The 12,949-nt window shown below is 68.8% G+C and carries 12 protein-coding genes; 5 read left to right on the top strand and 7 right to left on the bottom strand.

The annotated features are described in order from the left end of the window. Positions 1-242: 242 nt before the first annotated feature. The 3 genes from DEU34_RS14730 to DEU34_RS14720 all read right to left on the bottom strand — a co-directional run bounded on the left by DEU34_RS14730 (position 243) and on the right by DEU34_RS14720 (position 4,101). On the bottom strand, positions 243-938 hold the full coding sequence (locus tag DEU34_RS14730; RefSeq protein ID WP_121151496.1) for a hypothetical protein: 696 nt from the start codon (positions 936-938) through the stop codon (positions 243-245). 45 nt (positions 939-983) lie between these two features. Continuing rightward, the gene (locus DEU34_RS14725) at positions 984-1,493 is read right to left on the bottom strand and encodes an amino-acid N-acetyltransferase (protein WP_121151495.1); all 510 of its coding nucleotides are present in this window, start codon (positions 1,491-1,493) and stop codon (positions 984-986) included. 85 nt (positions 1,494-1,578) lie between these two features. Beyond that, entirely contained in the window at positions 1,579-4,101 is a 2,523-nt protein-coding gene (locus DEU34_RS14720; RefSeq protein WP_121151493.1) for an ATP-dependent Clp protease ATP-binding subunit, read from the bottom strand. A 226-nt stretch (positions 4,102-4,327) separates the two neighbouring features. Between DEU34_RS14720 and DEU34_RS14715 the strand changes: the two genes are divergently transcribed. From DEU34_RS14715 to DEU34_RS14700, 4 genes are all read left to right on the top strand, one after another. Then, complete coding sequence (locus DEU34_RS14715; protein ID WP_147424079.1) at positions 4,328-4,951, top strand: hypothetical protein; 624 nt, start codon at positions 4,328-4,330, stop codon at positions 4,949-4,951. Further along, the gene (locus DEU34_RS14710) at positions 4,951-5,679 is read left to right on the top strand and encodes a hypothetical protein (protein ID WP_121151489.1); all 729 of its coding nucleotides are present in this window, start codon (positions 4,951-4,953) and stop codon (positions 5,677-5,679) included. The genes DEU34_RS14715 and DEU34_RS14710 overlap by 1 nt, the downstream gene beginning before the upstream one ends. Next, entirely contained in the window at positions 5,676-5,912 is a 237-nt protein-coding gene (locus tag DEU34_RS14705; protein WP_121151488.1) for a helix-turn-helix transcriptional regulator, read from the top strand. The genes DEU34_RS14710 and DEU34_RS14705 overlap by 4 nt, the downstream gene beginning before the upstream one ends. A gap of 261 nt (positions 5,913-6,173) precedes the next feature. Further along, on the top strand, positions 6,174-7,496 hold the full coding sequence (locus DEU34_RS14700; protein ID WP_121151486.1) for a hemolysin family protein: 1,323 nt from the start codon (positions 6,174-6,176) through the stop codon (positions 7,494-7,496). A gap of 21 nt (positions 7,497-7,517) precedes the next feature. Here DEU34_RS14700 and DEU34_RS14695 read toward each other — a convergent pair whose 3' ends face one another. From DEU34_RS14695 to DEU34_RS14685, 3 genes are all read right to left on the bottom strand, one after another. Beyond that, positions 7,518-8,264 (bottom strand): hypothetical protein, encoded by a 747-nt coding sequence (locus tag DEU34_RS14695; RefSeq protein WP_121151484.1) that lies wholly within the window; start codon positions 8,262-8,264, stop codon positions 7,518-7,520. Positions 8,265-8,350: 86 nt separating this feature from the next. Beyond that, positions 8,351-9,817, bottom strand: coding sequence for a cardiolipin synthase (cls, locus tag DEU34_RS14690; protein ID WP_183042503.1), 1,467 nt, complete (start codon positions 9,815-9,817; stop codon positions 8,351-8,353). Between the two features lie 78 nt (positions 9,818-9,895). Further along, the gene (locus tag DEU34_RS14685) at positions 9,896-10,093 is read right to left on the bottom strand and encodes a hypothetical protein (protein WP_116647218.1); all 198 of its coding nucleotides are present in this window, start codon (positions 10,091-10,093) and stop codon (positions 9,896-9,898) included. Between the two features lie 116 nt (positions 10,094-10,209). Between DEU34_RS14685 and DEU34_RS14680 the strand changes: the two genes are divergently transcribed. Further along, on the top strand, positions 10,210-11,373 hold the full coding sequence (locus DEU34_RS14680) for a DUF4192 family protein (protein ID WP_121151482.1): 1,164 nt from the start codon (positions 10,210-10,212) through the stop codon (positions 11,371-11,373). 15 nt (positions 11,374-11,388) lie between these two features. On the opposite strand, the gene lysS is transcribed toward DEU34_RS14680, so the two are convergent. Further along, on the bottom strand, positions 11,389-12,906 hold the full coding sequence (lysS, locus tag DEU34_RS14675) for a lysine--tRNA ligase (protein WP_121151480.1): 1,518 nt from the start codon (positions 12,904-12,906) through the stop codon (positions 11,389-11,391). Positions 12,907-12,949: the final 43 nt, after the last annotated feature.

The raw sequence follows: 12,949 nt of genomic DNA, 5'->3' as shown, positions 1-12,949 counted from the left end.
CGTGTACCGTCGAGCCGATCGCACCGTTGCGTACGACGCGAAAGGCCCTCTCGAATCGCCCAGTTGGGGGCTGAAAGATTCGAGAGGGCCCACTGCTTCCCGCGAACGCTCGAACTCGGGCCGTTGGGGACGGTCGAGTGCTACCTGCTGGGGACAGTGACGAGACGCCCGTTGCGGGGAACAACCCCAGGATATCGACGGCCCTTCAGCCCGTCTGTCCTCCGTTTGGGGGACAAAACGACCTAGTTGAGCTGAAAAGCGGCCGTGTTCGACGACGAGAGGCCGCCGATCGCGACGCTGAGACGGTAAGTGGCCCCTCCGCCGGCGGCCGGCGGCCGGTCGCCCTGGCACGTGTCCACCGAGGAGCGAGTGCGATCCCATGTGAGCGGGGTCGCGCTGGTGACCTGCTGGCCGGCCGACAGCAGCACGGTCATGTCGCTCGGCTCGGTCTGGCAGTCGGTCGAGCGCCACCAGATATCGGGCCCGCTCGAGATCGTGAACGCCTGAGCGCTCGTGCCGACATTCAGCGTGCAATCGGTCGTGCTCTGGTTCGTCAAACGGATCGACAGCTGCGGGTTCTGTCCGGCGGCGTAGACGGCCTGATCGGTCACCGCTTCGATCAGCAGGTCGGCGGCGATGCAGGGCTCCGCGCTGGGGGTGAGGTCGGGTGCCGGTTCTTCGGTGTCGGCCTCCGGCACGGGCGTCTCGGCGTCGGTCTCGGGCGCGGCCGACTCGCTCGTCGACGGCGATGAGGAGGACGACGATGACGACGACGGCACCGGCAGGGTCTCCGTCGACGCGGAACTCTGCCAGGGCTGGGCGATGAAGAGCCACACGAGACCGGCGACCACGATCAGCGCCGTGAGCAGCACGACGAGACGTCGACGCCGGTAGACGGCGGGCGAGTGCTTTCTGCGCCGAGGGGCGGAACCGCTCATGCTCTCAGGGTAGGCGCGCGAGCGCGCAGCACCCGTTCGGCGCGCCTAGGCGCCGAGCGTCTTCAGCATTCGCGTGTTGCCGAGCGTGTTCGGCTTCACGTGCGCCAGGTCGAGGAACTCGGCGACGCCCTCATCGGGACTGCGGATGAGTTGCGAGTAGACGTCGGGGTCGACGACCTGCTCGCCGATGGGGGCGAATCCGCGTCGTTCGAAGAAGCCGACCTCGAACGTGAGGCAGAACAGACGTCGCACACCGAGCGTGGTCGCACGATCCTCGAGCGCGTCGACGATCAGCCGCCCGACGCCGCGGTGCAGCCATCCGTCGGCGACGATCAGGGTGCGCACCTCGGCCAGGTCTTCCCACATCACGTGGAGGGCGCCGCATCCAATGATCTGACCGCCGGCATCTTCTGCGACGACGAACTCCTGCACCGCCTCGTACAGCACGACGAGGTCTTTGCCCAGGAGGATCCGCCGCTGCACGAACGGCTCGAGCAGGTCGCGGATCGCTCGCACGTCACCCGTGCGAGCCGGACGCACGGTGTACGAACTCATCCTGCAACCCTACGCCCGGCACAGACCGGAACGACGAAGGGGCGGATGCTTCGCAGCATCCGCCCCTTCGTTCGTCGCGGTCGTGTCAGCTCGTCGCCGTGATGTCGGGCGTCGCGGTGATCTCTCCGCCGGTGGCCACACCGACGGCCACCTTGTCGCCGCGAGGAGTCGTCTCGAACGTGAACTTGCCGTTCTCGAGCTCGACCTTCACGTGGTCGCCGGAGTTCAGCTCGCCGTGGAGGATCTGCTCGCTGAGGCGGTCTTCGACCTCGCGCTGCATCGCCCGGCGGAGGGGGCGTGCACCGAGCGTCGGGTCGAACCCGATCTCGATGAGCTTCTCCTTGGCGGCCTGCGACAGCTCGATCGTCATATCGCGGTCGAGCAGGCGGTCGGCGAGGCGCTTGGTGAACAGATCGACGATCTGCACCAGCTCATCCTTCGACAGCTGCGGGAAGACGATGACGTCATCGACGCGGTTGAGGAACTCGGGCTTGAAGTGCCGCTTCAGCTCCTCGTCGACCTTGCCCTTCATGCGCTCGTAGCTCGTCTGCGCGTTGCCCTCGACCTGGAACCCGACCGGGCCGCCGGCGATGGCCGACGAACCGAGGTTGGTGGTCATGATGATGACCGTGTTCTTGAAGTCGACGACGCGGCCCTGACCATCGGTCAGACGACCCTCTTCGAGGATCTGCAGCAGCGAGTTGAAGATGTCGGGGTGCGCCTTCTCGATCTCGTCGAAGAGCACGACCGAGAACGGCTTGCGCCGCACCTTCTCGGTGAGCTGGCCGCCCTCTTCGAATCCGACGAACCCGGGAGGGGCACCGAACAGACGCGAGACGGTGTGCTTCTCACCGTACTCCGACATGTCGAGCGAGATCAGCGCGCCCTCATCGTCGAAGAGGAACTCGGCGAGCGCCTTGGCGAGCTCGGTCTTACCGACACCGGTGGGGCCGGCGAAGATGAACGAGCCGGAGGGGCGCTTGGGGTCCTTGAGGCCGGCGCGCTGACGACGGATCGTCTTCGCGAGGGCCGAGATCGCCTCTTCCTGGCCGACGACGCGCTGGTGCAGCGCCTTCTCCATGAAGACGAGCCGGCTCGACTCCTCCTCGGTGAGCTTGAACACGGGGATGCCCGTGGCCTGCGCGAGCACCTCGGCGATCAGTCCTTCGTCGACGATCGCGTGCGACGCGACGTCGCCCGTGCGCCACTGCTTCTCGAGACGCAGGCGCTCGGCGAGGAGCGACTTCTCCTCGTCGCGCAGCGAAGCGGCCTTCTCGAAGTCCTGCTCCTCGGAGGCGACCTCCTTGTCCTGGCGGACCTTGGCAATCTTCTCGTCGAACTCGCGGAGCTCCGGGGGGCTCGAGAGGATCGACAGGCGCAGGCGAGCGCCTGCCTCGTCGATCAGGTCGATGGCCTTGTCGGGGAGGAAGCGGTCGGAGATGTAGCGGTCGGCGAGGTTCGCCGCGGCGACGATCGCGCCGTCGGTGATCTGCACCTTGTGGTGCGCCTCGTAGCGGTCGCGCAGCCCCTTCAGGATGTTGATCGCGTGGGGCAGGCTCGGCTCGGCGACCTGGATCGGCTGGAAGCGGCGCTCGAGCGCAGCATCCTTCTCGAAGTGCTTGCGGTACTCGTCGAGCGTCGTGGCACCGATCGTCTGCAGCTCTCCGCGGGCGAGGAGCGGCTTGAGGATGGATGCGGCGTCGATCGCGCCTTCGGCGGCACCGGCTCCGACGAGGGTGTGGATCTCGTCGATGAACACGATGATGTCGCCGCGGGTGCGGATCTCTTTCGTGACCTTCTTCAGGCGCTCTTCGAAGTCGCCGCGGTAGCGGGATCCGGCGATGAGCGAACCGAGGTCGAGCGAGTAGACCTGCTTGTCCTTGAGTGTCTCGGGCACGTCGCCCTTGACGATCGCGATCGCGAGGCCCTCGACGACGGCGGTCTTGCCGACGCCCGGCTCACCGATCAGGACGGGGTTGTTCTTCGAGCGACGCGAGAGGATCTGCATGACCCGCTCGATCTCCTTCTCGCGCCCGATCACGGGGTCGAGCTTGTTGTCGCGGGCGCTCTGGGTGAGGTTGCGGCCGAACTGGTCGAGCACGGCGGAACCGCCCTGGGCGGCCTGACCCGACTCGTTCGCCGCGCCGCTGACGGCGGCGGGCTCCTTGCCCTGGTAGCCGGAGAGCAGCTGGATGACCTGCTGGCGCACCTTGTTCAGGTCGGCGCCGAGCTTGACGAGCACCTGAGCGGCGACGCCCTCGCCCTCGCGGATGAGCCCGAGCAGGATGTGCTCGGTGCCGATGTAGTTGTGGCCCAGCTGCAGCGCTTCGCGCAGCGACAGCTCGAGCACCTTCTTCGCGCGCGGCGTGAAGGGGATGTGGCCGGTCGGCTGCTGCTGACCCTGGCCGATGATGTCCTGTACCTGCTCGCGCACCGCGTCGAGCGAGATGCCGAGCGATTCGAGGGCCTTGGCGGCGACTCCCTCACCCTCATGGATGAGCCCGAGCAGGATGTGCTCGGTGCCGATGTAGTTGTGGTTGAGCATCTTCGCCTCTTCTTGGGCGAGCACAACCACGCGACGAGCACGGTCGGTGAATCTCTCGAACATCCTCAGTCCCTTTCCGGTGTGGGCTGACAGGCGTTGTGGGGGATGGCAGGCGCACAGCCCCGCGCCGTACATCGAGAGTAACGACGGCCCGGGAGCTCAGGACCCGTGTTCGCTGGGGGCATAGCGGCGGTCGTCGAGGTCGCGGAACTCACGGTTGACACCGCGACCGTATCGTTTATCGTTGTTATCGATATTCGTTAGTAACGCTGATCGATATGGAGCGATGATGTCCCCCCAGACGAAAACCGAACGTGCGCTCTGCCGCCCCGACGCCGCGGCGCTGATCGGATTCATGGCCAGCGGAGCGATCATCGCGGTGTGGGTGGTGGTCACCGCCGTCCGGCGCGTGCTCGAGGTGGTCCCGAACCGCGACGTGCCGGTGACGGCCGTCTTCGACGGCACACCGGCCCAAGCGCCGATCGGCCCCGACGGCGCCGCCGTGACCGTGGAGCTCGCGACAGGCCGGCTCACCGCGCCGGAGCTGCCCGTCGCCTCCGTCGCCGCGCTCGTGCTCGAACAGATCGCGCTCGTCGCGACGGTTCTCGTGGTGGTCGGGGCGCTCCTCTGGCTGACGAAGAACATCGTGAGGGGCTCGATCTTCTCCCGCACGAACACGGCGCTCGTCTCGACGGCGGGGATCGCGGGCCTGCTCGGCTTCTGCGCGGTGCCGTTCTTCGCGAACATGGGTGCCAACGGGGCGTTCGCCTGGATCTCCGATCGCACGTTCGACAACGCGGTGATGTCGGTCGACCTTTTCCCGCTGCTCCTGCTGGCCTTCATCGCCGCCCTCGCCAGCACCGTGTTCACGGTCGGCGACCGGCTGCAGCGCGAGACGGCGGGGCTCGTCTGATGGATCTGGGCACGGTCAATCTGCTTCTGGCGATCGCCGCCGTCGTCGCGCTCGTCGGTGCCGCGGCGCTGGTGGTGCGATCGGTACGTCGGACGTGGTCGCCCGACAGTCCGTTGAGCCTCCCGGAAACAGTCGCGGTGTCGGTCATCGGCAGCGGCGCGCTCCTGGCCATTCCCCTCTCGCTTTATGGGCTCATCGCCTCGGGCGTGCAGCTGGCGAATGCTGCCGCGGTGCGGGTCAACGGCATCGCCGTGAGCGGTGGCGAGTACCCGCCGGTTCTCCGCGCATCCGACGCCCCCGTCGACGCCGGCTATGAGACGGCGTGGATCGAGGTCGCCAATCTCCCCGCGGGGGCGCGTTGGCTGCTGTGGGGCGAGCAGTCGCTGACCACGCTCATCGGACTCACGATCGCCGTGGCCGTCGCCTGGCTCGCGCTCGCCCTCCTGCGTGGACGCCCGTTCACCCGCAGCTTTCCGTGGGTGCTCGCGCTCGTCGCCATCGCCATCATGGTCGGCGGGATCGGCTCGCAGTTCGTCGGGGCCCTCGCCCGCTCCGAGACGGTCGCCTTCCTCGGCGATCCGCAGGTCATCACGGGAACGGGCGGCTTCTCCGCGTTCTCGTTCGCGCTCGACCTCGGGCCCATCGGGTGGGGACTCGGCATCGGCCTGGTCGCGGGGGCGTTCCAGATCGGCACGCGTCTCCAGCGCGAGACGGCGGGTCTCGTATGAGCCCCGCGGCAGACGACGAGGGCCCCACCGGGATCCACTGCCGGCTGGACGAGCTGCTCGCCGCCCGCGGCATGACCCTCACGCGCCTCAGCGAGATCGTCGGGGTCAGCGTCGTGAACCTCTCCGTGCTGAAGAACGATCGTGCCCGCGCGATCCGCTACTCGACCCTCTCGGCCGTGTGCCGCGCCCTGGAGTGCGAGCCCGGCGACCTGCTGGTGCTCGCGCGCGACTGACCCGCAGCATCCGCTCGACACACACGAATCGGCCGGAACACCCCGCCTGGCGCGATGTCTCAGCCGATTCGTGGGTCTCATCGCGTCGATGACGGCGACGGATGCTGCGCACTGCCGCACGGGCGTGCTGTCGGCGAATACTCGGCTACGCGAACCGGGTGCCGCATATCGTTGCCCCATGAACCGACGCGCGAAGCGAGACCCCGACAGTCATAGACCCGGCGCCCATTCGGGCGCATCCCGCACGATCGGAGTCGCGCTGTGAGCGGCGACCTGATCTTCAACATCGTTCTGGTCCTGATCTTCGTGCTCATCGGCGGTGTCTTCGCCGCCACCGAGATGGCGCTGGTGACGCTTCGCGAGAGCCAGCTCAACGCCATCGCCGCGCGCGGCAAGCGCGGCGAGAAGGTCGCATCCCTCGCACGCAACCCCAACCGCTTCCTTTCTGCCGTGCAGATCGGCGTCACCGTGGCCGGGTTCCTCTCGGCCGCGTACGGCGCATCCTCGATCTCGCCCTACCTCGAGCCTCTGCTCGTCGCGATCGGCATGACCCCCGAGGTCGCCGACGGCGTCTCGACGGTCGTGCTCACGCTCGTCATCGCCTACTTCTCGCTCGTGCTCGGCGAGCTGGTGCCCAAGCGCCTGGCCATCCAGCGGAATGCGCAGTTCTCGTATGCCGTAGCCCCCGTGCTGAACGGGTTCGCCGTGCTCATGCGCCCGGTGATCTGGCTGCTGTCGGTGTCGACGAATGCGCTCGTGCGCCTTCTCGGCGGCGACCCCGACAAGAACGCCGACGAGATGACCGATGACGAGCTGCGCGACATCGTCTCGAGCCACGGCGGGCTTCCCGAGGACGAGCGCCGCATCCTCGACGACGTGCTGTCGCTGCGTGACCGGCAGATCAGCGAGGTCATGCGCCCGCGGCTCGAGGTCATCGCCCTCGACGTCGCGATGACCATCGCCGACGCCGTCGAGCGTGTGCAGCATCTCCCCTACTCCCGCTACCCGATCACCGACTCGTCGATCGACGACATCATCGGGTTCGTGCACGTTCGCGATCTCTACGACACCGCATCCGCCGACCCGTCACGCGCCGTCTCGGAGATCGCGCGCGAGATCAGTTACCTGCCGGCGTCGTCGAGGGTGCTGCCGACCCTCACGAAGATGCGCGCCGAGGAGCTGCACATCGCCGTGGTCGTCGACGAGTACGGCGGAACCGACGGGATCGTCACCCTCGAAGACCTCGTCGAAGAGGTCGTGGGCGAGATCTTCGACGAGTACGACGTCGAAGCGGCCTCCCACCCCGACGACCCGGCCGGCGGCACGTTCGACGGGCGTCTGAACCTGCAGGACTTCGAGGAGGCCTCGGGCCTCGAGCTCGAACGCGGAACCTACGACACCCTGGCGGGCTTCATCATGGATCGCCTCGGCCGCATCCCGGTCGTCGGCGACACCGTCGCCGTCCCGGATGCGACCCTGCGCGTGCAGCAGATGGAGAGGCGCCGCGTGGCGGAAGTCGCCGTCATCCGCACGGGCGCCGACGCCGACGGAGCGATCGACGCCGAGGAGGCGCCGATCGCGTAACGCGCGTCCCGGTCGTCGCGGTCAGTTCACGCCGGCGACCGGGATGCGGGTTCCCTCGAGCCCGTCGCCCTGGAGCACCAGCTCGTAGGCGGTGCCGCTCTCGATCCCGGGAACCTCGCCCAGGGTGACCCGCGGGGCGAAGTCGCTCGTACAGATGCGGTCGGCGGGCGACTCCGCGAGCGTCACGGTGATCTCGCCCGGGGCGCTCACGAGGGCGTCCTGCACGACGGGCGGGCATCCCGACGACCCCCAGGTGAGCAGGGCGATGACGCCCTCGGCGGTGCTCCACCCCGCGGTGGGCACGCCGCCGTCCTGAAGACCGTCGGAGGGGACGAGCCCGGCGACCCCCGCGAGCTCGACCGAACCGCTCGCCTCCGGGCCCGACACGACGATCTCGAGGTCTTCGGCGGGATCGACGCCCTCGGGCGCGACCACCGCGAAGGCGCGCAGCACGAGGTCGCGCGTGCAGGCCTGACCGGCCTGCGGATCGGAGAGCTCCACGCTCAGCACCCCGTCGGCGTAGCCCACGTCGGAGGGCACGGGCACGCACGTCGAGCTTCCTCGCGTCAGGACGGCGATCATCGTTCCGCCGCCGAGCCAGGCCGCGTCGATGTCGGCGTCGGCCGGCGCGCTCGTCTCGCTCGACGGCGACGCCGCGGGGGTTCCCGAGGAGGCCCCGGGAGCGGTGGGGGTCGCGCACGCGGCGAGGCCTGCGCTCATGAGGAGGAGCGAGGCGGCGGCGGCCAGGATCGACGTCGTGCGTGTCATGGAGGCGGACCTTCCGGGTCGGGGCGTCCTCCCATCCTGCACAGAAAGGCCCGGCGACGCACGACGGAGGGCGCGGATGCTGCGCTCTACTGCAGCGCGGAGGTGAGCCTGGCGAGGTTGTCGAGCACCGTGGAACGCAGCGGCTGTGTGCGCCACTCCTCCATCGTGAGCTCGCGACTGAGGTCGCGGTACATGTCCTCGACGGCACGGAGATCGCGGACGAACTCGTCGCCGCGGATGAGCATCGAGATCTCGAGGTTGAGACCGAAGGAGCGCATGTCCATGTTGCTCGATCCGATGACGGCGACGTCGTCGTCGATCGTGAGGCTCTTGGAATGCAGGATGTAGGGCCTCCGGTACATCCAGATCTTCACGCCCGCCCGCAGGAGCGCCTCGTAGTAGCTCCGCTGCGCGTGGTAGACCATGGCCTGATCGCCCTCCTCGGAGACGAACAGCTCGACGTGCACGCCCTTCTGGCACGCGGTCGTGATCGCCAGCAGCAGAGCCTCATCGGGCACGAAGTACGGGCTGACGATGATGATCTTCTTCTCGGCGGCGAGGAGGAGGCCGAGGAACAGCTTCAGGTTGTTCTGGAAATCGAACCCCGGGCCGGACGGCACGATCTGGCAGTCGAGGTCGCCGGGGCCCGACTGCACGCTGGCGATGTCGATCTCGTCGGTGAGGATCTCGTCGGTCTCGCTGTACCAGTCGCTCAGGAAGACGGCGTTGATGCTCGCGACGACCGGACCCTGCACGCGCACCATGAGGTCGACCCAGTGCAGGCCCCGGCGGATGTTCTTCGGCAGGTTGTACGTGGAATCGGTGACGTTCTGCGAACCCATGTACGCGAGGTCGCCGTCGATGACGAGGAGCTTGCGGTGATTGCGGAGGTCGGGTCGCTGGTACTTGCCTTTGAGCGGCTGCACCGGGAGCAGGAGGTGCCATCGCGCCCCCATCGCGTCCAATCGCGCGAGGGTCTGCGTGTAGAAGGGTTTGCCGCGGTTCGCCCAGTGATCCAGCAGCACGCGGACGACGACGCCTCGCGCCGCGGCCTGCTCGAGAGCGCGGAAGAAGCCGTCGGTCGCCGCATCCGATTGCAGGATGTAGAACTCGACGTGCACGTACCGCTCGGCGCGGCCGATGGCCTCGGCCATCGCGTCGAGGCTCTCCTGATAGTCGTGGATGATGCGCGCGTCGTTGTCGCCGGCCAGGGGCATCGCACCGAGGTTGCGGTTCATGGCCACCAGCGCGGTGAACCAGTGCGGGGCATCCGGGCGGAGCGTTCCGAAGTCGAGCGAGTCGCTCGTGTCGTGGAGGTACTCGTTGATCGCCGCCTGCTTGCGGCGGAGCTTCCTGGGCAACCGAGGGTTGCCGATGAGGAGGAACAGCAGCACCCCGATGAACGGGATGAAGTAGATCGCGAGCAGCCACGCCATCGCGGCCGTGGGCCGTCGGTTGCGGGGCACGATGATGATGGCGGCGACGCGGATGATCAGATCGGCGACGAAGATCGTGACGACCCACCACGTCGCGTCGAACGTGATGCTGATCACGAGACCTCCCGGCGAGCTGCTGCCCTCAGCGTAGCGGCGCGAGGGCGCGAGCCCGCGCCGCGGGCGGGGTGGGCCGGCTCAGCTGTCGGCGGACGGCGCGGAGGAGGAGACGGGGGCGAGTCCGCGCTTGGCGCGCTCCTCGGCCTCGATCTTCGCGTAGACCTTGCGCTCGGTGCGATCCATGCGGATGACGTTGCGGATCACGAAGTAGAACACGACCGACACCACCACGGTCGGCAGGAGCGACCAGATCACGGCGGCGGCGTAGGAGTCCACATCCCAAGGATACGCGCTGTTCAGCGCCTCCTCCCCAAGCGGTGCGATCCCGGTACTCCTCCACATCCGCGCCCCGCACCGGCGTCGGCGGGTGCGCCGCGCACGACGGTGGGTGCATGACCCCGATCTTCAAGGCCACCACCGCCGCCGACTTCCTCGCCCTGGTCCCCCGCCTCGCGGGCTTCTCCCCCTCGCGAAGCCTCGTTCTCGTACCGTTCGCGGGCAATCGCACACTGGGTGTGATGCGACTCGACCTCCCCGACGACACCGACGACGTCGAGCGGGTGGCCTCCACCTTCATCGGGCTGATCTGCCGGATCGCGACGGCCGACGCCCTGGCGCCCGTCGTCTACACCGATGCCGGCTTCGCGGAGTGCGAGGGCCTTCCCCACGACCGCCTGATGAGTGCGCTGCTGGCCCGGGCCGACATCTGCGGTCTCGACGTCCGCGACGCGCTCTGCGTCGCATCAGACGGCTGGGGGTCGTACGTCGACCCCGGATGCCCGCCGGAGGGGCGCGACCTCGCCGAGCTCCGCCTGGATCGCGCGGAGCTCGACGACCTTCCGCTCGACCCGGGCGATCAGTCGACCGGCCACACGCTGCCGCCGGTGGATCTCGCCGAGAAGGAACGCGTCGGACGAGCGCTTCACGATCTGTCGTTCGCGGTGTCGGTGCTGCAGAACGAGACCTGGGCCGACCCCGACCTGCCCGACGACCCCGCGCGGATCGACCCGCGCGCCCTCGCCGCCGCGGAGGCTCTCGACGACCTCCCCCTCCTGCTCGAGGACGCCCTCGACTGGGATCCCTCCCGTCTCGACGCCTTCCAGGCCGCGGCCCTCGGGTGGTCGCTCGCGCGGCCGGCGCTCCGAGACATCGCTCTCACGCAGTGGTGCCGCGGCCTCGAGGCCGGAGACCGTGCCGCCGAGGCGCAGCTTCGTTGGCAGGACGGCGAGGCGTATCCCGACGAACTCGCGGCGTCGATGTGGGGAGAAGGGCCGCGCCCCGATCCGGAGAGGCTGGGCCTCGCCCTCGAACTGTCGCGACGGATCGCCGCCGCCGTTCCGCGCGACGATCGGCCGGGCGCACTGGCCGCGTGCGCCTGGTTGTCGTGGGCGCTCGGCCGATCGACCCACGCCGCGGCCTACGCCGAGGAGGCCGTGAAGATCGACCCCGCGCACGGTCTCAGCGGGATCGTGCTGACCTTCGTCGCGAACGCGCACCTGCCCGAGTGGGTCTTCGAACGCCCGGTGCCGCGCGGGCCGGTCACGCAGGTGATCTGAGGCGGCCGGGTGCGATTACTTGACGAGCGGGAAGAGGATCGTCTCGCGGATGCCGAGGCCCGTGATCGCCATGAGCAGACGGTCGATCCCCATGCCCATGCCGCCGGTGGGCGGCATGCCGTGCTCGAGTGCCCGCAGGAACTCCTCGTCGATGCGCATCGCCTCGACGTCGCCGCGAGCCGCGAGCTGCGCCTGCTCGACGAAGCGCTCGCGCTGGATCACCGGGTCGATCAGCTCGGAGTACCCGGTGGCCAGCTCGAAGCCGCGCACGTAGAGGTCCCACTTCTCGACGACCCCGGCGATGGAACGGTGCTCGCGCACCAGGGGGCTCGTGTCGACGGGGAAGTCCATGACGAAGGTGGGCCGCGTCAGCGAGGGCTTCACGAAGTGCTCCCAGAGCTCCTCCACCCACTTGCCGTGCGTCGGGTGCGCGGGCTCGTCGACGCCGACCTCCGACGCGAAGGCGGCGAGGTCGTCGGCCGTCGTCTCGGGGGTGATGGAGCGGCCGGATGCGTCGGACAGCGACGCGTACATCGAGATGCGGTCCCACTGACCGCCCAGGTCGTACTCCGTGCCGTCCGCCCAGGTGACGGTGGTCGACCCGGCCACCGCGATCGCCGCGTTCTGCACGAGCTCCTGCGTCAGATCGGCGATGCCGTTGTAGTCGGAATACGACTGGTAGGCCTCGAGCATCGCGAACTCGGGGCTGTGGGTGGAGTCGGCGCCCTCGTTGCGGAAGTTGCGGTTGATCTCGAACACGCGGTCGATGCCGCCGACGACGGCGCGCTTGAGGAAGAGCTCGGGAGCGATGCGGAGGAACAGCTCGGTGTCGAAGGCGTTCGAGCGCGTCACGAACGGGCGAGCGCTGGCACCGCCGTGCTGCACCTGGAGCATGGGCGTCTCGACCTCGACGAAGTCGTGACCCGAGAACGTCTGCCGCAGGCTCGCGTTGACCTTCGCGCGGGCGAGCACGGTCTCGCGGGCGCGGTCGCGCACGATGAGGTCGAGGAAGCGGCTGCGCACCCGGCTCTCCTCGCTGAGCTCGGAGTGCAGGTTCGGAAGCGGCAGCACGGCCTTCGCGGCGATGCGCCAGTCGGCCACCATGATCGACAGCTCGCCGCGGCGGCTCGAGATCACCTCGCCCGAGACGTAGACGTGGTCACCGAGGTCGACGAGTTCCTTCCACGCCTGGAGCGACTCCTCGCCCACCGACGCCAGCGAGACCATCGCCTGGATGCGGCTGCCGTCGCCCGATTGCAGCGAGGCGAAGCAGAGCTTGCCGGTGTTGCGGCTGAAGACGATGCGCCCGGCGACGGCGGCCGTCACGCCCGTCTCGTCGCCCGCCTCGAGAGCGGCGAACCGCTCGCGCAGCGCGGGGATGGTGTCGGTGACGGGCACCGTCACCGGGTAGGGCCCGCCCGCAGCATCCGTCCGCTCGGCCAGCAGCCGCTCGCGCTTGGCGAGACGCACGGCCTTCTGCTCGATGACGTCGTCGTCGGGCGTTTCAGGGGCGGCGTCGGGGGCGTCGGTCATGCTCTCGATCCTACCGAGCGGCGTCGACCGACTCGGGCGCTGC

Source organism: Microbacterium sp. AG1240 (assembly GCF_003635115.1).
Lineage (GTDB): Bacteria > Actinomycetota > Actinomycetes > Actinomycetales > Microbacteriaceae > Microbacterium.
The sequence above is the reverse complement of the archived record's forward strand: the minus strand, read 5'-3'. Positions and strand labels throughout refer to the sequence as shown.